This is a genomic window from Streptomyces gilvus, assembly GCF_022513565.1.
GTDB classification, from domain to species: Bacteria; Actinomycetota; Actinomycetes; order Streptomycetales; family Streptomycetaceae; genus Streptomyces; species Streptomyces gilvus.
On sequence record NZ_JAKWBE010000002.1, the window covers coordinates 150,744 to 173,828 of the forward strand.

Annotated in this window: 17 protein-coding genes and 1 pseudogene; 5 read left to right on the forward strand and 13 right to left on the reverse strand. The window is 70.7% G+C overall.

From position 1 onward, the window contains the following. The first annotated feature begins 163 nt into the window (after positions 1-163). Both MKW14_RS04880 and MKW14_RS04885 read left to right on the forward strand, forming a co-directional pair. Positions 164-583, forward strand: coding sequence for an ArsR/SmtB family transcription factor (locus MKW14_RS04880; RefSeq protein WP_240859147.1), 420 nt, complete (start codon positions 164-166; stop codon positions 581-583). 38 nt (positions 584-621) lie between these two features. After that, a complete protein-coding gene (locus MKW14_RS04885; protein WP_240859150.1) occupies positions 622-1,086 on the forward strand; it encodes a hypothetical protein in 465 nt (154 codons plus the stop codon). A 2-nt stretch (positions 1,087-1,088) separates the two neighbouring features. On the opposite strand, the pseudogene MKW14_RS41770 reads toward MKW14_RS04885, so the two are convergent. The 8 genes and pseudogenes from MKW14_RS41770 to MKW14_RS04920 form a co-directional block, all read right to left on the reverse strand. Continuing rightward, positions 1,089-1,187, reverse strand: a pseudogene (locus MKW14_RS41770) (MASE1 domain-containing protein); the annotation flags it as partial. A gap of 135 nt (positions 1,188-1,322) precedes the next feature. After that, positions 1,323-2,963 carry a phosphoglucomutase (alpha-D-glucose-1,6-bisphosphate-dependent) gene (gene pgm / locus MKW14_RS04890; protein ID WP_240859151.1) on the reverse strand — a complete coding sequence of 547 codons (1,641 nt, stop codon included), beginning with the start codon at positions 2,961-2,963 and terminating at the stop codon, positions 1,323-1,325. Positions 2,964-3,043: 80 nt separating this feature from the next. Beyond that, positions 3,044-4,225: a serine hydrolase domain-containing protein gene (locus MKW14_RS04895; protein WP_240859154.1), complete on the reverse strand. Its 1,182-nt coding sequence runs from the start codon at positions 4,223-4,225 to the stop codon at positions 3,044-3,046. Between the two features lie 129 nt (positions 4,226-4,354). Next, entirely contained in the window at positions 4,355-5,950 is a 1,596-nt protein-coding gene (locus MKW14_RS04900; RefSeq protein ID WP_240859156.1) for a sodium/solute symporter, read from the reverse strand. Continuing rightward, positions 5,944-6,339, reverse strand: a complete 396-nt coding sequence (locus MKW14_RS04905) for a DUF485 domain-containing protein (RefSeq protein ID WP_240859158.1) — start codon at positions 6,337-6,339, stop codon at positions 5,944-5,946. Before MKW14_RS04905 ends, MKW14_RS04900 begins: the two co-directional genes overlap by 7 nt. 299 nt (positions 6,340-6,638) lie before the next feature. Then, on the reverse strand, positions 6,639-7,091 hold the full coding sequence (locus MKW14_RS04910; RefSeq protein ID WP_240859159.1) for a flavodoxin family protein: 453 nt from the start codon (positions 7,089-7,091) through the stop codon (positions 6,639-6,641). Between the two features lie 97 nt (positions 7,092-7,188). Then, positions 7,189-9,351, reverse strand: a complete 2,163-nt coding sequence (locus MKW14_RS04915; protein WP_240859162.1) for a DUF1996 domain-containing protein — start codon at positions 9,349-9,351, stop codon at positions 7,189-7,191. 129 nt (positions 9,352-9,480) lie between these two features. After that, the gene (locus tag MKW14_RS04920) at positions 9,481-11,994 is read right to left on the reverse strand and encodes a glycoside hydrolase family 127 protein (RefSeq protein WP_240859164.1); all 2,514 of its coding nucleotides are present in this window, start codon (positions 11,992-11,994) and stop codon (positions 9,481-9,483) included. Positions 11,995-12,227: 233 nt separating this feature from the next. Between MKW14_RS04920 and MKW14_RS04925 the strand changes: the two genes are divergently transcribed. Continuing rightward, positions 12,228-14,033, forward strand: a complete 1,806-nt coding sequence (locus MKW14_RS04925; RefSeq protein ID WP_240859166.1) for a DUF6055 domain-containing protein — start codon at positions 12,228-12,230, stop codon at positions 14,031-14,033. Between the two features lie 101 nt (positions 14,034-14,134). Here the strand turns inward: MKW14_RS04925 and MKW14_RS04930 are convergent, their stop codons facing one another. From MKW14_RS04930 to MKW14_RS04950, 5 genes are all read right to left on the reverse strand, one after another. After that, positions 14,135-17,128 carry a glycosyl hydrolase gene (locus MKW14_RS04930; protein WP_240859168.1) on the reverse strand — a complete coding sequence of 998 codons (2,994 nt, stop codon included), beginning with the start codon at positions 17,126-17,128 and terminating at the stop codon, positions 14,135-14,137. Positions 17,129-17,272: 144 nt separating this feature from the next. After that, positions 17,273-17,566 carry a putative quinol monooxygenase gene (locus MKW14_RS04935; protein ID WP_240859170.1) on the reverse strand — a complete coding sequence of 98 codons (294 nt, stop codon included), beginning with the start codon at positions 17,564-17,566 and terminating at the stop codon, positions 17,273-17,275. Positions 17,567-17,718: 152 nt separating this feature from the next. Next, positions 17,719-18,498, reverse strand: coding sequence for an ATP-binding cassette domain-containing protein (locus MKW14_RS04940; RefSeq protein ID WP_240859172.1), 780 nt, complete (start codon positions 18,496-18,498; stop codon positions 17,719-17,721). Next, entirely contained in the window at positions 18,495-19,529 is a 1,035-nt protein-coding gene (locus tag MKW14_RS04945) for an ABC transporter permease (RefSeq protein WP_133043777.1), read from the reverse strand. The genes MKW14_RS04940 and MKW14_RS04945 overlap by 4 nt, the downstream gene beginning before the upstream one ends. 131 nt (positions 19,530-19,660) lie before the next feature. After that, the gene (locus MKW14_RS04950) at positions 19,661-20,788 is read right to left on the reverse strand and encodes a substrate-binding domain-containing protein (RefSeq protein ID WP_240859174.1); all 1,128 of its coding nucleotides are present in this window, start codon (positions 20,786-20,788) and stop codon (positions 19,661-19,663) included. Positions 20,789-20,937: 149 nt separating this feature from the next. Here MKW14_RS04950 and MKW14_RS04955 point away from each other — a divergent pair, with 149 nt between their 5' ends. Together MKW14_RS04955 and MKW14_RS04960 are read left to right on the forward strand one after the other, a co-directional pair. Further along, positions 20,938-21,993, forward strand: coding sequence for a LacI family DNA-binding transcriptional regulator (locus MKW14_RS04955; RefSeq protein ID WP_240859177.1), 1,056 nt, complete (start codon positions 20,938-20,940; stop codon positions 21,991-21,993). Beyond that, positions 21,986-23,068, forward strand: coding sequence for a carbohydrate kinase family protein (locus tag MKW14_RS04960; RefSeq protein WP_240859179.1), 1,083 nt, complete (start codon positions 21,986-21,988; stop codon positions 23,066-23,068). The genes MKW14_RS04955 and MKW14_RS04960 overlap by 8 nt, the downstream gene beginning before the upstream one ends. The last annotated feature ends 17 nt before the right edge of the window (positions 23,069-23,085 follow it).

Below are 23,085 nucleotides of genomic sequence, written 5' to 3' on the forward strand. Positions count from 1 at the left end.
TGTTGTGAAGACTTCTTCAAGTCACCACATCAGCATGGTCCCAATTCGTGTCTGCACGCCGCCCCGGGGGAGAAGGATCGGCGCGACAGAGCGTGTGCGGCGGCGCCCCGGGGGTGCCGCCGCACCACGGCACCCCACCCGACCCGGCAGGGAGCGAGCACTCATGCAGGTCCCCCTCTACCAGGCCAAGGCGGACTTCTTCCGCATGCTCGGGCACCCCGTGCGGATCCGGGTCCTGGAACTGCTCCAGCACGGGCCGGTGCCGGTGCGGGACCTGCTCGCCGACATCGAGATCGAGCCGTCCAGCCTCTCCCAGCAGCTGGCCGTGCTGCGCCGTTCCGGCATCGTGGTGTCCATCCGGGAGGGCTCCACCGTCCGCTACGCGCTGGCCGGCGGTGACGTCGCCGACCTGCTGCGCGCCGCCCGCCGCATCCTCACCGAACTGCTGGCCGGGCAGAACGAACTCCTCGCGGAACTGCGGCAGGCCGACTCCGCTTCCCCGGCGCCACCACCGGCGGCGCACATCGGGGGGCAGCTGGCTCGTTACTCCGCCGGAGTGGTGGAACCCGGCGGTCGGTCGTAGCGTCGGATGGAGTACTACTGCTGGCGCCGGGAGCCGACATGCGCCGTCACGCACTCACCATCGCAGTCACCCTCTGTGCCGTCGCGTCCCTGGCCGCCGCGGCCGGGACGCCCTCGGCCGCCCGTACGGCGTCCGTGCCGGCCGTTCAGGCCACCCGGCACGTGAGGGCGCCGGTGCTCGTGGACTGTCTCTTCCATCCCAAGGTCCGGCCGGCCGACTTCGTGCTCGCCTGCGGCGACGGCAACAGCCGCCTCACGTCGCTGCGTTGGTTCCACTGGGGGACCGCGTCGGCGCGGGCCGTGGGCGTGAACTGGGTCAACGACTGCAAGCCGTACTGCGCGGCGGGCCGCTTCCACGCCTACCCCGTGGTCGTACGGCTGGATCATCCGCGGCCCTGGAAGAAGCGGCCTCAGCTGTCGCACTACGGCCGGATGACCCTGCAGTACACCAACGGGCGCCCGGAGGGGTTCGCACGGACGGTGTCCTACCCGCTGTGGGACTGATCCAGCAGCGCCGTCAGGGCCATCGCCCCGTTGAAGGCCTGAAGCTTGATCATGATCTCGATGCGGGACAGACCTGCGAACGGGCCGGTCTCGTCGGTCGCCGGACATTGATCACTCCGGCGGGGGCCGTGGGTCGTGGCCCCTTCAGGGCAAAACCCCCGATTTCAGGTTTAAGGGGATGATGACGACAGAGTCAGGGCGAGCGGAGATCCGGCCTGACTCCACCGCCACGGTGATCAGCCGCCCAGGGCGGCCATGACGACGTCCTTCGCCTCCTCCTGCACCTGGCGCAGGTGGTCGGGACCGTGGAAGGACTCGGCATAGATCTTGTACACGTCCTCGGTGCCCGAGGGGCGGGCCGCGAACCAGGCGTTCTCGGTGCTGACCTTGATGCCGCCGATCGCGGCGCCGTTGCCCGGCGCCTCGGTGAGCACCCCGGTGACCGGTTCGCCGGCCAGGGTGTCGGCGGTGACCTGGGCCGGCGAGAGCTTCGCCAGCAGCGCCTTCTCCTCACGGGTGGCCGGGGCGTCGATGCGGGCGTAGGCGGGGGTGCCGAAGCGCTCGGTCAGGGCCGCGTAGTGCTCCGAGGGCGTCCTGCCGGTGACGGCGGTGATCTCCGAGGCGAGCAGCGCCAGGATGATGCCGTCCTTGTCGGTGGTCCACACCGAGCCGTCCCGGCGCAGGAAGGAGGCGCCCGCCGACTCCTCGCCGCCGAAGCCGATGGAGCCGTCGACGAGCCCGTCCACGAACCACTTGAACCCGACCGGCACCTCGACCAGCCGGCGCCCCAGGTCCGCGGCGACCCGGTCGATCATGGTCGACGACACCAGGGTCTTGCCGATACCGGTGTCGGCCGGCCACTGGTCGCGGTGTCCGTAGAGGTAGGCGATGGCGGCCGCCAGGTAGTGGTTGGGGTTCATCAAGCCGGCGTCCGGGGTGACGATGCCGTGCCGGTCGGAGTCGGCGTCATTGCCCGTGGCGATGGTGAAACGGTCCCGCTGCTCGATCAGCGAGGCCATCGCGTACGGCGAGGAGCAGTCCATCCGGATCTTGCCGTCCCAGTCCAGCGTCATGAACCGCCAGGTGGGGTCGGTGAGCGGGTTGACCACGGTCAGGTCGAGCCGGTGCTGCTCGGCGATCCGGCCCCAGTAGGCCACCGAGGCCCCGCCCAGCGGGTCGGCGCCGATACGGACGCCGGCGGAGCGGATGGCGTCGAGGTCCAGCACATGGGGCAGGTCGGCGACGTACGCGCCGAGGTAGTCGTGGCGGCGGGTGGTCTCGGCGGCGAGCGCGCGGGCGTAGGTGACGCGCCGTACGTCCTTCAGGCCGCCCGCGATGATCTCGTTGGCCCGGTCCTGGATCCAGGACGTGGCCTCCGAGCCGGCCGGTCCCCCGCTCGGCGGGTTGTACTTGAAGCCTCCGTCGGCGGGCGGGTTGTGGGAGGGCGTGACCACGACGCCGTCGGCGAGACCGGAGGTGCGGCCGCGGTTGTGGGTGAGAATGGCGTGCGAGACCGCCGGGGTGGGCGTGTAGCCGTCGGCGCTGTCGATGAGCACCGTCACGCCGTTGGCCGCGAACACCTCGAGGGCGGTGACCTGCGCCGGCTCGGACAGCGCGTGGCTGTCGGCGCCGAGGAAGAGGGGCCCGTCGGTGCCCTGCCGGGCCCGGTACTCGCAGATCGCCTGGCTGGTGGCGGCGATGTGGTCGTCGTTGAACGCGGTCGCCAGGGACGACCCGCGGTGCCCGGAGGTACCGAACGCCACCCGCTGGCCCGGGTCGGCCGGGTCGGGGTGCAGCGCGTAGTACGCGGTGACCAGCCGGGCGACGTCGACGAGGTCCTCGGGGCCCGCCTGCTGACCCGCTCGCTCGTGCTGCATGTGCCCGCTCCTCCACATCGGTTGACCAAACGCTTGACGCCCCCATCTTCCCTTGTCAGGGGGCGGCAAGCGAGGGCGGGTCAGTGTCCGGGCCGCCCCATCAGCGCGCACACGAAGTTCTCCTGGACGGTGCGCAGGCGTTGCAGCAGCCGCGGATTGGTGGAGTCGGTGATCTGGGAGGTGACGGAGAAGGTCAGCGACCGGCGGCCGTCGGGGGTCGCGGCGGCCAGCTGGGTGTAGCCGGCCGTGTTTCCGGTGTGCCCCAGCACGACACCGCACCGGGTCTCGTAGCGGAACAGGGCCAGTCCGGCGGAGTTGCGGCCCGGGCCCGCGGGCTCGGACGCCCCGGGGATCCAGCGCCGTTGCTGTTGCACGACGTCCGGCCCGAAGAGCGCGCCGCCCACATAGCCGCGGATGAAGCGGGTCAGGTCGGCGGGCGTGGAGACGATGCCTCCCGAGGCCCAAGAGGCGGAGGCGCTGAAGAGTTCGCTGACGTCCTCCGGGGGCGCGGGCGGGGCCACGGCGTAGCCGTGCAGGTAGGGCCGGGGCATGCGGTAGCCCTGGGGCAGGCTGGTGTCGCGCAGGTGCAGCGGCCGGTAGACGAGCTCGCGCAGCAGTTGCTCGTACGGCGTCCCGGTGACCGCCTCCGCCATCAGGGCGACGGCGATGTTGTCGGAGTTGGAGTAGTGGTACCGGCTGCCGGGGCGGAACAGCAGGGGCTCGTCGGCCACGAAGTCGAGCAGGTGATGGGGGTCGAAGCGGTGGTGCGGGTCGGCCGTGATGATCCGCAGGAAGTCGGGGTCGGCCGAGTAGTCGGGCAGGCCGCTGGTGTGGTTCAGCAGTTGGCGTAGCGTCACCTTGCGCCATGCTCTGGGGAGTTGGGGCAGCCTGCGGCCGATGGTGTCGTCCAGGCGGAGGGCGTGGCGGTCGACGAGGGTGAGAGCGACCGCGCCGCTGAACGCCTTGGCCACGCTGGCGATGCGCATGTGGTCGTCGATCCGGGGCTCGCGGCGGGTGGCGAGGTCGGCGACTCCGGCGCTCACGACACGCCGGCGACCGTCCTCGTGGAGAACCGCGATGGCGCCGGGCGGGCCGCCCGGGGTGTGCACCAGGGCCTCGAGCTGCCGGCGCAGGTCGGTGTCCCGTGGGCCGGGGGTGGCGGCGGTGCTCGCGGTGGCCGGGGTCAGTGCGGCCAGGCAGAGCGCGGCGACGCAGGCCGCGCGCAGTCGGAGTCGGCGGGTGCGGGGCTGGGACAAGGGCATGAGGGCTCCGGGAGGGCTCGGTCGACAGGCCCACCTTTCCCCGCGCCGGCGGCGGGAGCGCCCCGGGCTGCTGCATACGGCGCAACCGCGGCGACCCGGCGGAGTCCCTCCGCCGGGCCGCCGCGGCCGTCAGCTCTGGTCGGCGCCGACGAGGGTGCGCACCTCGAACTCGTCGTACGCCTCGGTCTCCTGGCGTCCGCTCAGGAGTGAGCCGAGCCAGCCCAGGAGGAAGCCGACCGGGATGGAGACGATGCCGGGGTTCTGCAGCGGGAACCAGGCGAAGTCGGCGTCCGGGTAGAGGGAGGCCGGGGTGGAGGAGACCACGGGCGAGAAGACGACCAGGAGGACGGAGCAGAGCAGGCCGCCGTAGATGCTGAGCTGGGCGCCGGTGGCGGTGAGGCCCCGCCAGAACAGGGTGTAGACCAGGGTGGGCAGGATGGCGGAGGCGGCGATGGCGAAGGCGAGGAAGGCCAGGGTCGCGGTGTTCGCGCCCCAGGACACCAGCGCCAGGAGCATGCCGAGGACGCCGATGACGACGGCTGCGAGTCTGGCCACCAGGAGTTCCTCGGTCTCCTTGGCCCGGCCCTTGCGGACGACCTCGCCGTAGAGGTCGTGGGCGAGGGAGGAGGCGGCGGCGAGGGTGAGTCCGGAGGCGACGGCCAGCAGGGTGACGAAGGCCAGGCAGGTCAGCAGGGCGGTGAGTACGCCGCCGCCGAGGGCGTGTGCGAGCAGCAGCACGGCGGCGTCGCCCTTGCGGTCGGTGCCCGCGATGGTCTCCCGGCCGACCACGGCCGTCGCGCCCAGGCCGAGGACGCCCGCGAGCAGACAGACCAGCCCGACGAGGCCGATCGCCCAGACGACGGAGGAGCGCAGCACGTTGACGCCGCGCGGGGCGAGCAGGCGCATCATGACGTGCGGGAGCGCGGCGAGGCCCAGCACGATGGCCAGTTCGAGGCTGAAGAAGTCGAGTTTGCTGGTGGTGCTGCCGCCGTAGCGCAGTCCGGGCTCCAGGAACCGGGTGCCCAGGCCGCTGTGGTCGGCGGCGGCGCCGAGCAGGGCGTCGACGTTCCAGTGGTAGTGGTGGAGCACCATCACCGCGGTGACCGTGACGCCGGAGATGACCATGACGGCCTTGACGACCTGGATGAACGTGGCGCCGGGCATGCCGCCGATCGCGGCGTACACGATGACGATGGTGCCGATCACCACCACGCACAGGGTGCGGGTGAGGGCGCTGGGTTCGCCGGTGAACTGGGTCAGCAGGGCGACGCTGCCGACGAGTTGGGCGACCAGGTAGAGGGTGGTGACGGCCAGGGTGCAGATCGCGAGGGCGAGGCGGACCGGTCGTTGGCCCTGCGGCAGCCGCAGGGCGATGGTGTCGCCGAGGGTGAACCTGCCCGCGTTGTGCAGGGGTTCGGCGATCAGCAGCAGGACCGTCATCCAGGCGACCGCGGTGCCGCCGAGGTAGAGGAGTCCGTCGTAGCCGTTGAGGGCGACCAGGCCGGTGCTGCCGAGGAGGGTGGCGGCCGAGATGTAGTCGCCGCACATCGCCAGTCCGTTGCGCAGCGGGCTCATGGTGCGGTTGCCGAGGTAGAACTCACCGATCTCGTCGCGCTGCGGGGCGGTCAGCAGGGCGGTGAACAGGGTCACGACGACGACGGCCAGGAAGAGCAGGAACGTCAGTTGCAGGCTGAACCGGTCGCCCACGCCGGCGGCGGTCACCATGTGCGGTGTCCCTGCGTGCGGTGGGCGGTCGTGGAGCCGGTGGGGCGCTGCCGGTTCTCACCCGGAAGCCGGCGCAGTCGGTGGCCCAGGCCGCGAACGACCGGGTCGACGTGCGTGCGCATGTGCACGACGTGACGGCGGGCGATGACGGCCATCAGGACGAACTGCCCGAGCCCCAGGGCCAGGCCGAGGGTCAGATGGCCGGCCACGGAGCTGTTCATGAGGCCCGGCGTGAAGGACGACAGCAGGACGTACAGCAGAAAGCCCCCGACGGCGACCAGGGTCAGCCGCAGTCCGGTTCGCCGACGGACCCGGCGCAGCGCCTGGAATTCAGTCGCACCGGATATTGTCTGCGGCTGCTCGAATTCTTCATAGTTTCTCGACACCATGGGCATACGGAATCGCTCTCCGCGCGGACTTGTGAGGCGTTCGTGAATCCGGAATTCCCGCGTTCCGGACTCCACCAGGCGGTCAGGGAGTCGGTGAGATCGGAAGCGGAGTATTGCAGCGCGGCGATTGAACCATCAACCGTACAGGCGAAAAATTTTCGGCAACTGGCTCATTCGCAAGCCCGAGCGCGGCAGGTCCGTGGCGCACGGCCTGCGAAAAGCGCGGAACTCGACAATAGTCCATACCTTTCCACGGGCCAGGCTGTCTCAAATTCGGCGCACGGGAAAAGAGGAAGTGATCAGTCCAGGAGTCCGGCGGCGAGCGTCGCGCCCAGTTCCCAGCACGCCTCGACGTCCGCCTTGCGGGGCTCGCCGGTGACCGTGACGGGCTGGGCGGTACGGCGCCAGCCGAGGCCGGTGGTGATCGCGTCGATACCGCGCACGGCGCCGGTGACGTCGCTGCCGCCGTGCACGTAGTAGCCGAAGGGGCGGCCCTGGGTGGCGTCCAGGCACGGGTAGTAGATCTGGTCGAAGAAGTGCTTGAGGGCCCCTGACATGTACCCGATGTTGGCCGGGGTGCCCAGCAGATACGCGTCGGCCGCGAGCACGTCGGACGCCGAGGCCGACAGCGCGGGGCGGCGGACCACGTCGACGCCCTCGATCTCCGGCGCGGTGGCACCGGAGACGACGGCTTCCAGCAGCGTCTGGCAGTTGGGCGAGGGCGTGTGATGCACGATCAGCAAGGTGGGCACAGCGGCACCCTGCCGTCGCGTACCCGCCTCGCGCAAGGCGACACCGCGCCGGGGCGGGGCGCAAGGAGCCGGTGGCCGGTCCGTACGCCCCGCGAGGTCAGCGCAGGAAGCTGCGCTTGGAGCGGGCCAGCAGGATCAGGCCGCCGATCAGCAGCACGGTGCCGGCCGCGGCGGGCCACAGCGAGGTGCCGGTCTCGGCGAGGTTGCCGCCCTGGACGGCCTGCGGCTCGGTCTGGTTCGCGGCGATCGGTACGTTGCCGCCGGTGGCCTGGGGCTGGGCGGTGCCGTCACCGGCGTTGCCGCCGCCGTCGGCCGGGGCGGCCGCGGCGCTGCGGGAGGGCGAGGGCTTCGCGTAGACCTTGGGTTCCGACGTGCTGGAGATGGTCGGCTGGTCGTCGTTCGCCGGCTGGGTCCGCGGTGCGGTGGTCGCGGGCTGCGTCTGCTGCCCACCCGCTCCGGAACCGGAGTTGCCGTTGTCGCCGGAGCCGGAACCCTGGTTGCCGTTGTTCCCGGCACCGGAGGAGGACCCGCCGCCCTGGTCGCCCTTGCCGCCGCCGTTGCCCTGGTCGCCACCGGCGGGCGGGGTGGTGACGGTCTGCGTCGGCTCGGCCGGCGGCTCCTGACTCTGCTGTCCGCCGGGCTGCCCCGTCGGCTGCTCGCTCGGCTGCTCGCTCGGCTGCTCGCTCGGCTGCTGGGTCGCTCCCCCGTCGCCGCCCGGGTCCTCACCGGTGCCCGAGCCGCACTGACGGCCGCCGTTGATGCAGGACACCATCTCCTTCATCAGGTTCTCGTCGAAGACGTTGATGAAGTCGCCGTGGTCGGTGACCGGCTTGTGCAGCTGCTCGGGGAAGGAGTCCACCGCGAACAGCGGTGTCGTACGGCCGCCGTCCTGGAGGCTGGGCGCCTTGACGTCGTAGACGATGCGCTGCACCAGCTGGGGGATCGCCTTGAAACCGTTCCCGCAGTTGCCGGAGGCGTCGGCGAAGGCCACGTGGGTGCGGTGGTTGGCGCTGTCGATGTTGCGGCCGTCCCAGCAGCTCTGGAAGCGGAAGGTGCGCACCACGTCACTGCCCTGCGGGCACAGCGGGTACTTGTCCTTGAGCTGTCGGTCCTCGAACCCGGTGCAGCTCCAGGAGGCGTTGGCGTTGGCCGGGCCGTTGACGAAGGCCTTCGCGTCACCGGTGATGATGCGCAGCAGCCGCGGCATTTCCGTGACCTGGCCGCGCGGGCTGCCGATGAAGGTCATCGTGACCTGCTTGGGCGTGACGATCTGACCGGCGTTGCCCTCGATGCCGCCACCGGGCGAGTTCGCGTCCTTGTCCTGGGTGCCGTTCTGCAGCCGCAGCACCGGCCAGTAGTACGTGGACTTGTCGCCCTGGTTCTCACAGCTGGTGTTCGCCTTCGCGAGGTCGTCGTCGCTGGCGAAGGCGTTGTTGGACTGGTTGCCGACGTAGTCGTGGAAGTGGTGGGCGCCGTTGGTGACGCCCGGGGCGACGATCACGTTGTCCGAGTTGCGCAGCCCGTTGGCGTTGACGCCGCAACTGGTGGTGAAGGTGCCCTTGGAGGCGAAGGAGTTCAGGTCGGGCGCCGGGGCGTTGGGCTGGACGGTGTTGATGTCCTGGTAGTCCGCGGCGACCGGACCGTTGCCGGCCTGACCGCCGTTCCCGGACTGCTGGTTGCCCTGGTTCTGCCCCTGATCCTGATCCTGATCCTGACCTTGGCCCTGACCTTGGCCCTGACCCTGGTTCTGGCCGTTCTGCGGGCTGCTGCTCGCGTTCTGCCCGCCGTCCTGCTGGTTCCAGGTGCGCAGGGAGCAGCCGGCGAGGTCGTCGAGACCGGAGGGGCGGTCACCGGCGTTGTCGATGGCGTCGGTGATCCGCCCGATGGTCTCGGTCCGCTTCTCCTTCAGCGGGTTCATCACGGTGCCGTCGGTGAACCCGCTGTCCTGCCGCTGTTCCGGGGTCGCCGCCTGCAGCCGCTGGTAGGCCTCCGCGATCTGCTGGTCCAGCACGGCCAGTTGCTGGTCGACGTCCGGCCGTGCCTGGTCGGGGACCTGCGTCAGCTTGCTGCCGACGTCCGGGCAGTCGATCGTGCCGGACATGGCGCTGCGCGTGGTGGCCTGTTCCCCGCCCGAACCGCCCTCGGTGGCGGAGGCGTAGACGTTGGCCGCGACGAGCCCGCCGCCGCCCAGGATCAGCGCGAAGGCCGCGAACGTCGCGCGGCGTGGGCCTGTCGGGCGTCTGCGAGTGCTGCGTCCCACGAGAGTTCTCCTACGTCATGGCGGTCAGGCATGGAAATCCCCCGCCTCATACGGACCGCGGGGCCCGTCCGTTCAATCACCCCTCGGATTCATAGGAGATTCTCAGTGAGGATCACACGCCCCTGTTGTTCAGGCCCGTGCCAGCGCCGCGACCTCGTCGGCCGTCAGGGCCCTGCCGTAAACGCGGAAGTCGTCGACGGAGGCCTTCAGGTACGGGTCGGCGTACTGGGACCTGCCGACGTAGGCGGCCCGGATGTGGTTGCCGAAGTACCGCGGCTCGACGGTCACCCGTGTGTTGCGGCCGACCTCCGCCGCGTCGACGTAGAGCACGGCCGTGCCCCCGCTGTAGGTGACGGCCACGTGCACCCAGCGGTCGGTCGGCAGCGGATCGGCGTCGATGCGCTGTTCGGCTCCGCCGCCGCCCGCGGTGATCGCGTACCGGAGGGTCCCGGCATCGCTGCGCGGGGTGAGGAACATGTTGGCGGTGACGCCGGTGCCGAAGTCGAAGACCCGGGTCCAGTACTCGGGTTGGCCGTCGAGCCTCACCCACGTGGCGACCGAGTACGCAAAGGCCCCGGCCAGCAGGTCCTCGGCGAGGACCACATGGGCGTCGGTCCCGTCCAGGGCGACCGCGCCGCCGATGTGGCCGGCGGTCCAGGCGGCGTTGCCGGCGAGGCGGGCGGCTCTGCCGTTGCCGGTGGCATCGGCTGCGGTCGTGCCGGTGGTCTCGTCGAAGCGGTGCCAGGCTGCGAACTCCGGTGGCGGGGACGGGGGTTGGCCGGTGAGCCAGTAGACGTTGTAGTGCTGGTGGTGGACCCGGGCGATGGGCAGCAGGGTGACGCTCTGACCGTCGGCGTCGGCGGTGAACCTCAGCGGATCGCTCGACGTCTGCCGGACGGTCGCGGTGTCGAGGCGGGGCATCCACGGGTTGGTCCGGTCGCCGTAGGCTCCTGCCAGGACGACGGGCCCGTGCAGGACGGCCTTGACGTCCGGGTCGTCGGGGGTCGCCTCCACCCTGGTGCGCGGGGGCAGCGTGATCTCGACGCGGTCGCCGGCGCGCCAGACGCGGTCCAGGACGAGCCGGCCGCCGGCCTTCGGACGGTCGGGCAGCGTACGGCCGTTGAGCCTGACCTGCGCGCCCTGCGCCCACGAGGGGATGCGCACCAGCAGTTGGTGCTCGGCGCCTCCGGCGGTGACGGTGAGCGTGGTGGAGGCCTGGTCGGGCAGCCGGGTGGTCTGCCGCCAGGTGACGCCCTTCTCCCGCCATGTGACCTCGGAGGGGATGAACAGGTTGACCAGCAGACGGTTCTCGTCGTGGGTGTAGATGGTGTCGGCGAACTTCGCCTGCGTCTCCATGCCGGTGCCGTGGTCGCAGGAGAAGTTGTCGTAGTCGGTGGAGTAGGCGTCCGGGTCGGTGCCCATGAACGACGGCTGCTGTTTGAAGGAGCCCGGCCCGAGGCCGGTGTAGTAGATGTTGAAGCCGTGCGCCGAGTCGGGGTCCTGTTCGCCGAGCATCTGGTTGAACAGGGTGCGCTCGTAGTAGTCGAGGAGGTCGGCGCGGTCCGGGGCGTGCAGGTGCAGCAGCCGGGTCAGCTTGAGCATGTTGTAGCTGTTGCAGTTCTCGCAGGTGCCGTTGGACAACTGGCCCGCGATGACGTCCGGTTCGTGGAAGGCCTCGCCGTTGCTGTTGCCGCCGATGACGTAGGTGTGGTGGTCGGTGACGATCTGCCAGAAGTTCTCGCCGATCGTGCGGTAGCGGTCCGCGAGCCCCTCCTCCCACAGCCGCACGGCACCGACCATCTTCGGGATCTGCGTGTTGGCGTGCAGCCCGGCGAGGGCGTCCTCGTTGCGGGCCAGCGGGTCGAACACGCGGGCGTGGGTGAAGCGTTCGGCGACTGCGAGCCATTTCGTGTCGCCGGTCAGGGCGTGCAGATCGGCGAGCACGTCGTTCATGCCGCCGAACTCCGTCTCCAGCACCCGCTGCGTCTGGGCGTACGACAGTTTCGCCGTCCGGGCGTCCACCCACGCGCCCTGCCGCAGGACCACGTCGAGGGCCTGCTGGTTCCCGGTCAGGCGGTACTGGTCGACGAGCCCCGCCATGATCTTGTGCAGGGTGTAGTACGGCGCCCACACGCCCGTGCCGGCTTCGAGACGGTCGAAGAAGCTCTCGGGGAAGGCCGACAGATAGCCCTTGCCGTAACCCGCGGCAGGCGAGGCGGCCTGGCACTCGGCGAGCGCGCCGACCAGCCGGCGGCCCTTGTCCCGTACCGCGGTGTCGCCGGTGCTCGCGTAGGTCAGCGCGAGGCCGGAGAGCAGATGGCCGGTGGAGTGGCCGCGCAGTTCGACGGCCGGGGCCTCCCAGCCGCCGCAGGCCTGGGCGGTGCTGGGCAGGCCGACGTTGAGCCGGAAGGTGTGCAGCAGCCGGTCGATGTCGACGAAGCGCAGATAGGCGGTGTTGCGGCGCTGGTTGTCGCGGAACGGGCCGTCCAGCAGGGTCACCGCGGTGAGCGGAAAGGGCTGCACCCGGGAAGGGGCGGCCGCCGGGGCGGCGTACGCCGGGCCGTCGGGTCTCATGGCCAGGGCCGCTGTCGTGGCGGTCGCGGTCGCCGCGAGGAAGGACCGTCTGCCGAGAGGTGGGTTCACAAGGACCTCCGCATGCCGAAGACACGAGTCGGGGCGTCCCACCCCAACTTCGATCGAAATATCGGACGTTGTGCGACAGGCTGTGCGGCCATCCACGCTAGAGAATTGACCGGTGGTGTCAACAGGGCCGAACGAGACGCCAGTTGTCTGGTAATGGGAGCGCTCCCATGACATCATGGCGCGGCTCGGCGGGGGGAATCAGTCGATCCGATTCGTCGAACGGAGAGCCGCACATGACAGTCACCGCACACGCCCTACGGTTATGCGCCCGTCGCCTGTGTGTCGCACTGGCGGTCTGGGCACTGAGCTCGGCCCTGGGTGTCGTCCCCGTGGCACGCCAGGCCGTTGCCCTGAGCGCGAGCACGAGCACGGCGGCGGCCAAGAGCGTCTACATCCCGCCGAGTTGGGCCGCCACCGGTGAGGTCCCCTGGGCGCAGAACCGCACCAAGGAGTCGGCGAACTTCGTCCTGCTGTGGGGCGAGAAGTCCGGCACCGACCCGAAGAACGCCTCCGGGGACTACCGGTTCGACCCGGACAACATCCTCAGCCAGCTGGAGAACCTGTACTCCTTCTACGTGAACACGATGAAGTTCACGCCGGAGACGGGCCTGCTGGCCCAGTACAAGATCGACGTGATCGTCACGCGGACCTGGAACCGCACCGCCCTGGACGCCTGGGCGACCGGCGGCTCGGCCGACGGCAAGGTGGGCGTCATCAACATCGCGCCAGGCGCCGCGCAGCCCGGCTCCTGGGGCCTGGCCCACGAGCTCGGCCACGTCTTCCAGAACTACACCTTCCTCGGCAAGGGCGGGGGCGCCGGCCTGACCGACGCGTCGGCCGGGACGTTCTGGGAGACCAGCGCCGAGTACATGGCCATGCAGGTCTACCCCGACGGCGGCGCGGGCGACCTGACCCGGTTCCTGCGCACGGAGAACCTCGCCTACTCGTCCAGCCGCCACCACTACGGCAACTGGATGCTGGTGCAGTACCTCGTCGACAAGTACGGCGGCCTCAAGACCTTCAACGACATCTGGAACCAGGCGAGGAGCAACGAGCACCCGCTCGAGACGTACCGGCGGACCAACAACCTCACGCAGGCCCAGCTCAACACGCGGATCGCCGAGTACGCCCAGCACCAGGTGACGTACGACTACTCCAACCGCGGTCACTTCATGCCGTTCATCAACAACGTGTACGGCGCGGGCTTCATCAACGCCTACAACGGCATCCCGGTCAACGCCGTCAACCAGTCCGCGGGCCACTACGCGGTGCCGGACGCCCTCGCACCCTCCGACTACGGCTACAACAAGATCAAGCTGGTGCCCTCGAGCGACGGCGCCCTGATCAAGCTGCACTTCAAGGGGCACGTCAACGCGGCGGCGGGCTCCGGATGGTCGTACGGGTTCGTCGCCGTCAAGAACGGCACCCCGCGCTACGGGGCCGTCTCCAGCAGCGCCGACGGACAGCTCACCTTCCAGACCCAGCCCGGTGAGAAGGACGTCTACCTGGTCGTCACGGGCACGCCGAGCACCGTCCACCACTACGCGTTCCTCGACGGCTACACCAAGAACTACCGCTATCCGTACGAGTTCCGGATCAGCGGCGCCACCCCCTCCGGCTACGAACCCGGCTACCAGAAGCCGGCCGCGACCGGCGGCGGACACTGGCACTCCAACGGCGGCGGCTGGGTCGACAACCGTGCCAACGTCGCCGCCAGTGTGTACGTCGGTCCGCGCGCCGCGGTGTTCGGTGCCTCGACCGTCACCGGCAACGCCCGGATCGAGGGTCTGGCCTGGGTGAACTCCGGTGCCACGGTGGGCGGGAACGTGGTCGTCAAGGACAACGCCATCGTCCAGGGCGGCGCGAACCTCTCCGGCAACCTGGTGCTCGGCGGTGACGCCGAGATGTGGATCAGCTGCTCCTCCGGCACCTATCTGCTCTACAACCCGGATCGCGGCTGCGACGGCCGGGGCGGCGAGAGCGACGTCAATCCGGCGTACTCGGCGTTCTCGGACGCGGAGCTGGCGATCACCGTCTAGCCGGACGCGCGGCGGGGCGCACCGGCGAATCGGTGCGCCCCGCAGGGTCGTTGCCGCCGTCGGCGACACTGACGGAGCCGTCAGCCCCGACGGCATTCCCGTCAGGCGACGACCGCCTGAGCGTACGGCGTCAGCCGGACCGGACCGGTCAGGCCGTGGTCCTGACGGGCCGTCGTGCCGAAGACGGACGGCTGGGTGACGCGGAGGCGGTTGATCAGCGGGGTCGCCACCTCGACCTCGACGGTGTTGTCGCCGGGCCTCAGGAAGGCGCCGACGTCGGCGACGGAATGCAGCCGGTCGAGGGCCGGCAGGCGGTGTCCGTTGACGGTGACCCGGCAGGTGTCGCTCACCTGCCCCAGATCGAGGGTCGCGCCGTACGCGGAGGTCCACTCCGGGGGCAGCGTGACCGTCGTCCGGTAGCGGCCGATGCCCGCCGCGTCGGCGAGTTCGGGTATCCGGGACCAGGGTGTGAGGGTGTCCAGGGTCAGGGTGTGCCGGACGAGTTCGGTCCGCGTCGGGTCGGATCCGGGCCGCCAGTCCTCGACGTCCAGGTGCCAGGGGCCGGTCGCGGGCGGCGCGGGCACGGCCGGGAACGTCCTGGTCACCGTACGGCCGTCGGACAGACGGGTGGTGTACGTTCCCGCCGCGCCGACGCGCACCGCGAGGCCGCGCTCGGTGAAGACCACCTCGTCGGCCTCGGAGGTCAGGGCGTGCGGGCGGGCGCCGTGCCGGTCGCCGAACAGTCCCGGCCGGCCCAGCGCGACGATCATCGACTCACCCGGCTGGAGCGTCACCCGAACGGTGACGCCGTCGCCGTCCTCCGTGTAGCGGGCGATGCGCGCGATCCGCCCCGTCCACGCGTCGAGGAGGTACGGCACCGTCGCCCCTCCCCGGGTCCGGCGCAGGGTGACGTCGTGGTCGATCGGGGCCACCGGCGGCTTCACGGTCTCGGCGTGCTTGCCGTCGCAGAAGTAGTAGAAGTCCGCCTCGCCAGTGGCGCGGTGGGCGTTGAGCAGCGTGGAGGAGGTGGCGTGGCGGACGTCCGGGGTCACGCCGAGGCCGGCGAGGGCGTCGCCGACGGCGCTCTTGTCGGTGACCCTGGTGACGTTGGGCAGGGCGAGCAGCCGGGAGAGGACGGCGCGCAGCCGGTCGGTCTCGCCCTCGGCGGGCACTCCGGGTGTCAGGGCTTGGTCGAAGGCGCCGAACAGCACGACGGGCAGCCCGGCTTGCGCCAGCCTGAGTATCCTGCCGGCGTCGTCCAGGGCGAGCGTGGGCGTGGAGCCGTAGAAGAAGTCGCCCTCGACGAACAGTGCCTTGTAGGCGGGGCCGTCCGGGGCGAGCCGGCCGCCGGAGACGGTGGCGCTCGGCAGGTCCAGCAGGGGCCCGCTCAGGAACTGGTGCGTCCAGCCGAGCGGGACGCCGGTCGCGGTGAACCAGGAGGCCCCGATTCCGGTGGCGGTGTACCCGGTCTGCCGGAAGACGGCGACGTCCGCGCGGGCGGTGCCGGTCTGGAGCACCCGGTGCACCCGGCCGAGGTAGCCGGAGATGTCCTCGGCGTGCCGCCAGGTGGGCTGCCGGGGTCCCCAGGACTCGCCGTAGCCGGGGGCGCCGTTGTAGGGGCTGAAGGCGGCGAATCCCGGCCAGGCGGCCTGGGGGGCGGTGGCGTAGGAGAAGCCGTGCACGACGGTCTGGTTGACCCCGGCCGCGTACGCGCCGCCCATGGTGCGCAGGAACCGGTCCCAGGTCGTGCTGTACGCCGAGCCGTTGTAGGCGCCCGCCTCGCAGGACAGCACGGTCCGCCCGGCCATGTCGCGCCCGCCCGCCAGACAGCGGAAGTCGTCCAGGTTCTTGAAGCCGAGCGATTCGCCCTCGGGGATGTCGAGGAGCGCGGCCGACGCGATGGCGTCCGTCTGCAGCCCGTACGGCTGGGCGCGCAGCTTCATCCCGAGCGTGTGCGCCCAGGTGCGCAGGGCGCCGAGATGGTGGCGGTTGAAGAGGCCGGAGACGGTCTCCCAGAAGTCGTGTCTGATCTGCCGGGTGAGCTGTGCCTCGAAGGCGAAGACCGTGTTGCCCTTGTCGAGGACGAGGGCCGGGAGGTACGGCAGCAGCGGGCGTCCGGTGTGCTGCTCGAAGGCCTGGGGCAGCAGGGTGGTCCAGACGAGGGCGTCGGTCTCGAGCTCGACGGAGTCCTCGAAGAACGCTCCGCCCGCGGCCCGCAACAGGAGCCGCAGCGAGGGCGTCAGCATCTCGTCCCAGTGGCCGGTGACCGCGGCGGTGCCGGCCGGGCTGAAGTGGTCGACGACGTGGGCGGCGGGCAAGGAGTGGGGGCCGGACTCGGGCTGCTGCCCCGTGCCGCGCTGCCAGTAGGAGACCAGGACCCAGTCCCCGTCCTCGGGCGCGGTCCAGGTCAGGGTGGTGCCGGTGACGGTGTGGGTGAGGTCGCGGACGCTCGCGAGGTCGAGGCCGGTCTCCTTGCGGGTGGAGTTCGCCGCCTCGACCCGGGCCGCCTGGACGGCGAGCAACCGCTGGTTCGAGACGCCGGAGGCGGGTGCGTGCGCCGGGGGCGGGACGGGGCCCTGGTAGGTGGTTCCGGCGGACAGGGAGGCGCGGCCGTAGGCCAGTTCCTGAGCGGCGGCCTCGTCGTCCGGGGCGAGCCCCGGCACCGCGACGGGCCAGCTCGGGCCGAGCGTGAGGTCGACGCCGAGACCGCGTCTCGCCGCCCGGCGCAGCGCCGCCTCGACGCCGTCGAGCCAGGGCCGGCTGCCCCAGCCGTGGTGGGCGGGGTCGAGCACCGACTTGTCCTTGACGCTGTGGTGGACGGCCGCGATCTCCACTCCGCCGAAGCCGGCGTCGGCGATCTGGTCGATCTCGCGGGTGATCTCGTCCGGGTCCACCAGACCGTCCGGCCACCACCACCGGAACCTGGGCCGCACGGAGCGGGGCGGCTGCGCGAACCAGTCGGCGGTGCCCCCCGCGGACGGCAGGGCCGCGGCGGGCGACACGGCCCCGAGGGCGAGACCGGCTCCCGCGGCCAGTCCGGTGGCCAGGACGGCCCGCCGGGACAATCCGCCGTGCTGCGTCGGGCGTTGCTGCATGAGTGCGACCCCAGGATGTGGTGACCGGAGGTGATTGAATCGTTTCAATCACCTGCAAACGCCGGAACGTTAAGGCCCGCGCTCAGGCGTGGTCAAGGGGTCTGCACAGGACACGCGGACGCTTCCGGCTTTGAGCCGGGCCGGTCAGCCGATGGGGTCGATGAAGGTCAGTACTGACGCGTCCTCCTCGATCAGCGGAGCGAGGGCGGCGTTGAACGGGGTGCCGTAGGGAGCCTTGAGGTGGGTCTGGAAGGCGTCCTCGTCCTGGTACACCTCGAAGATCCAGAAGGCGCGTGGGTCGGATGCCTTGGTGTACGCCTCGAAGGCGAGGTTGCCTTCTTCCTCGCGCACCTTCCGGGTGTAGTCCCGCAGTAGGCCGGCGACCTCGTCCTCGGCCCCCTTGCGGGCGGTGAACTCGGCGTACAGGGTCTTCGTCACGATGGCGTGTCCTTGCGTGGTGTGCGGTGTGGCTGTCCGATGCCCGCGGTGGGAAGCGCGGGCAGTTGACCGGGACGGGAGCGCTGCCTGACGCCGTCGAACTGTCGTCGACGGCGTCAGGTGCACTACGTGGAGGCCATCCGCCGTGGCTCTCAACCAGCCTTCGGCATGAGCTTCTTGGCCCCGGTCATGATGGCGACCGCGTCCTCCATGGAGTGGGACTGCGGGGTGATGACGCCGGCGCAGCCGCCGAGGCGCTGGATGTGGATGCGGTCGGCGACGTCGAAGACGTTGGGCATGTTGTGGCTGATGAGGATGACGCCGAGGCCCTGGTCGCGCAGGTCGCGGACGAGTTTGAGGACCTGGCCGGTCTCCCGGACGCCGAGGGCGGCGGTGGGTTCGTCGAGGATGACGACCCGGCCGCCGAAGGCGCCCGCGCGGGCGACGGCCACCGACTGGCGCTGGCCTCCGGAGAGGGTCTCCACGGCCTGGTTGATGTTCTGCAGGGTGCTGATGCCGAGTCGTTTGATGTGGTCGGCCGCCTGCTTCTTCATCTCGCCGGTGTCGAGCATGCGGAACACCGAACCGAGCACGCCCTTGCGGCGGATCTCGCGGGCGAGGAACAGGTTGCTGGCGATGTCCAGGGCCGGGGCGACGGCGAGGGTCTGGTAGACGGTCTCGATGCCGGCGTCGCGGGCGTCCTGCGGGCGCTTGAAGCTGACCTCCTTGCCGTCCACGAGGATGCTGCCCTGGTCGGGAACGAGGGCTCCGGACAGGCATTTGATCAGGGTGGACTTGCCGGCGCCGTTGTCGCCGATGACGGCGAGGACCTCGCCGGGGTAGAGGGTGAGGTCGACGTCGTTGAGACCGACGACCCTGCCGAAGACCTTGACGAGGCCCTTGGCTTCGAGGACGGGGGCGGTGGTGGTCACGACTTCACGCTCCGGATCCACTGGTCGACGGAGACGGCCGCGATCACCAGGATGCCGACCGCGAGGACTTGGTAGTTGGGGTCGATGCCGGCCAGTGCGAGGCCGTTGACGAAGACCTGGACGATGAGCGCGCCGATCAGTGAGCCGACCACCACGCCGCGTCCGCCGAAGAGGCTGGTTCCGCCGATGACGACGGCGGTGATGGACTGCAGGTTGGCGTTGAGGCCGCTGTTGGGGTCGCCGCCGCCGACCCGGCCGACCAGGATCCAGGCACCGACGGCGATGGCGAAGCCGCCGACCACGTAGGCGCTCAGCAGGACCCGGTTGACCGAGATGCCGGCCAGTCGGGCGGCCTCGATGTCGTCTCCCACCGCATACAGGTGCCGGCCCCAGGCGGTGTAGCGCAGGGCGTAGCCGATCACGACATACAGGGCGATCATGAGCAGGACGCCGTAGGTCAGGTTCAGCTGGCCGATGGAGATCGTCTCGCCGCTCCACATCAGGATGTTGCCCGGCTGCAGGGAGACGGTCTGCCCCTTGGCGTAGATGAGCGTGATCGCCGTGAAGACGCTCAGCGTGCCGAGGGTGACGATGAACGGCGGCAGCTTGATCTTGGTGACCAGCAGTCCGTTGACGGCCTGGGCGGCGATGGCGACGACCGCTCCGGCGAGCAGGGCCGTCACACCCGGCCAGTGGTTGTCGGCGACGAGCTTCGACATCAGCAGCGAGGCGAGCACCATGACCGCGCCGATGGACAGGTCGATGCCGGCGGTGAGGATGATGACGGTCTGGCCGACGGCGAGCGAGCCGATGACAGCGACCTGCTGGGCCACCAGCGACAGGTTCTGCAGGGCGTAGAAGCGGTCGTTGACCAGGGAGAACACGATCGCGGCGAGTACCAGGACGATCGCCGGGCTGAGGGCCGGCTGACGGTGCAGCACGGAGTGGATGCGCTGGGCCGGGGTGGCGGGCCGGTTGAGGAACTCCTCCGCCGGTGCCGGTGTGGCTTGACTGTCCACGTGGGTGGTCACAGGGGGTCCTTCCGGATTTTCCTCGTGCGGGCCTTCGTTCGGGCGCCGGGCCTTCGTTCGGGCGCGGGGCTCGTGGAGTGCGGGTGCGCCGCCGGGGGTCGGGGACCGGCGGCGCACCGGCTCGGAGGGGATCAGCTGCCCCAGCAGGCGGACGCGGCCTGCGACGGGGACTGGACGGTCACACCGTCGAGGGCCTTGGCGGCGACCAGCGCGGTGCCGGTGTCGTAGAACGACTTGCCGTTGGTCACGCTGGGCTTGCTGCCGCCGCGGGCCAGCTTGGCGATGGAGCTGACGCCGAGGGCGGCCATCTTGCCGGGGTACTGCACGGCGTCGGCCGCGAACTTGCCGCTGGTGACGTTCTTCAGCCCGGAACAGCTGCCGTCGATCGCGTAGATCGCGACGTTCTTCTCCTTGCCGGCCGCCTTCAGGGCGTTGTAGGCGCCCTCGCCGGCGGGCTCGTTGATCGCGTAGACGACGTTGATGTCCGGGTTGGACGACAGGCAGTTCTCCATCGCGGTGCGTCCGCCGTCGATGGCGCCCTGGGTGGGCTGGTGGCAGACGATCTTGTACGTGCCGCCCTTGCCGCCGGTGTACTTGCCGGACTTGGCTTCCTTGCCGTTCTCCGTCTTGCTGCCCGGGTCGATGCCCATGCCCTCCAGGAAGCCGTGGTCCCGGTCGATGTCGACGGAGACGACCTGGTTGTTGAACAGGTCGAGCATGGCGATGACCGCGGGCTTGCCGTTCAGGGCCGCCGCCGCGTACTGGCCGTCGAGCTTGCCGGCCTGCTCGTTGTCGGTGGCGTAGGTGATGTCGGCGACGCTGGGCGGGTTGGGCGCGGTGTCCAGGGCGATGACGAACAGGCCGGCCTGCTTGGCGCGCTTGAGCGCGGCGTTCACCGCGTCGCCGTTGGTGGTGATCAGGATGCCCTTGTCGCCGCGGGAGATGGCGTTGTCGATGGCCGTGATCTGCGTCTGGGTGTCGCCGTCGGTGGTGCCCGCCGCCACGGTGAGGCTCACGTTGTCCTTGGCGGCCTGGGTCTTGGCGTCCTTCTCCATGCTCACGAAGTAGGGGTTGGTGAGCGTCTTGAGGATCAGCGAGACGCCCACCTTGCCGCCCCCGCCCGACCCGGACGCGGAACTGCTCGAGTCCGAGGAACCGCAGGCGGTGAGGGTGACGCCGAGGCACACGGTGATGCCGACGGCTGCCGCCCGGACGCGCCGACTGCGAAGGCTCGAGGCCTGGCTGGTGGAGAAGTTCATGGCTTGATCCCTTTCGGAGCCGTCCCGTGGTCGACGCTGAGACAACGTTGACTGGCCGAGATACTGGGCCTGTATGGACGAGCCCGTCAAGACGCTGATAGACATGCGTGGGCAACGAGTAGGTAACGCGGAATTGGTTGGAGACAACGATGACTCAGGGTGAGGCGCCGCCCCGGACCCCTCGCAGCCGCCCCACCATGCGTGAGGTGGCCGCGTTGGCCGGCGTGGCCATCAAGACGGTCTCTCGCGTGTTCAACGGCGTCCCCACCGTCGATCCGGCGATCGTCGCCCGAGTCCGCGAGGCGGCCGACAAACTGGGCTACCGGCCCAACCTCACCGCCAGCAGTCTGCGCCGGGGGGACGGCCGTACGGCCACGATCGGGATGCTCGTCGAGGACGCGGCCAACCCCTTCTCGGCGGCCCTGACCCGCACCGTGGAGAACGTGGCCCGCGAGCGCGGAAGTCTGGTGCTGGTCGGCAGCCTGGACGAGGACCCGGCCAGGGAACGGGAGTTGGCGCAGGCCCTGATCGACCGCCGGGTCGACGGGCTGGTGATCGTGCCGGCCGGCCGCGACCACAGTTACCTGATCAGCGAACAGCGCTCGGGCACCTGCATGGTCTTCGTCGACCGCGAGCCCAGCCTGCTCGACGCGGACGCCGTCGTCTCCGACAACCGGCAGGGCGCGGTCACCGCCGTCGACCACCTGCTGAAGGCCGGCCACCGCCGCATCGCCTACCTCGGCGACCGGGCGACCATCTCCACCGCGGCCCAGCGCTTCGACGGCTACCGGCACGCCCTGGAAGTCGCGCACATCGCGTACGACGACGAACTCGTGCACCACACCGGGGCCAGCGAGGAGGCCGCCATCGACGCGACCAGGCGCGTCCTGTCGCTGCCGGACCCGCCGACAGCGCTGTTCACCAGTCAGAACCTGGTCACCATCGGCGCCGTCCGCGCGCTGCGCGCCCTGGGCCTGCAGCACTCGGTCGCCCATGTGGGCTTCGACGACTTCCCCCTGGCCGACATCCTCAGCCCGGGGATCTCCGTCATCGCCCAGAACATCGAGCAGGTGGGCAAGACGGCCGCCGAGATGCTCTTCCGCAGGCTGGACGGCGACGAGTCGGCCGCCACCACCATCACCGTGCCGACCCGTCTGATCGAGCGGGGCTCCGGCGAGATCCGAGCCGGAGGACATCATGACTGAGGCGACACACAGCACCGGCCGGGGACCGGCCGCGACCGTGATCGGCGAGGCCCTCGTCGACATGGTCCAGCTGGAGGCGCCCGGCGACTACCGCGCCCACCCGGGCGGCAGCCCGTTCAACGTCGCCGTCGGTCTCGCCCGGCTGGGCCACGGCACCGCTCTCATGGCACGGCTGGCCGACAACGCCTTCGGCCGGATGCTGCGCGCCCACGCCGTGGCCGAGGGCATCGACCTGACCTGCTCCCCGGACACCGCCGAACCGACCACACTGGCCGTCGTCTCCATGGACCCACAGGGACGGGCCAGTTACGACTTCTATCGGGACGGCACGGCGGACTGGCAGTGGACCGAGGCGGAGACCGCCCGCGTTCCCGCGGGTACCGGCGTGCTGCACTTCGGGTCCGTCGCGTCCTGGACCCCACCGGGCGCCGAGCACATCCACGCCGCCGCCGAGCGGCTGCGGGCGGGCGGCAGGACGCTGATCAGCTACGACCCCAACATCCGACCGGCCCTGCTGGGCGACCAGGAGCGCGGACGGCACGCCGTCGAGCGCAGCGTCGGTGTGGCCCACATCGTCAAGGCCAGCCGCGAGGACGTGGAGTGGCTCTACCCGAACGCCCCGGTCGAGCGGATCGCCGCCCGCTGGCTGGAGCTCGGCCCGCTCCTGGTCGTGATCACCGACGGCCCCGACGGAGCCCACGCCTTCCACGCCGGCGCGGAAGGCTTCAGTCGCCCTGGCCGAAAAGTTGCCGTGGTGGACACCGTCGGCGCAGGCGACGCCTTCACCGCGGGCCTGATCGGCGCCCTGCTCCGCAGCGGGCTGCACACCCCGCACAGCCTCGCCGCCGCTACGGCCGGCTGCCTGGCCGCCGCCGTGGACGACGCGGTCCTCGTCTCCGCCCTGACCTGCGAACGCATGGGCGCCGACCCGCCCACCGCGCTGCCGCGCCCCGACCGGCCCGCCGACGCGCCGCTCACCCCGGAAGACTTCGCCCGCACCGACGACGGCGCCCACACGGTCGCGCGGGACCGGACGCCGGAAACGGTGCAGGCGGCCGAGCCGATCCGTACCTGACACAGGCGGCCCGATCC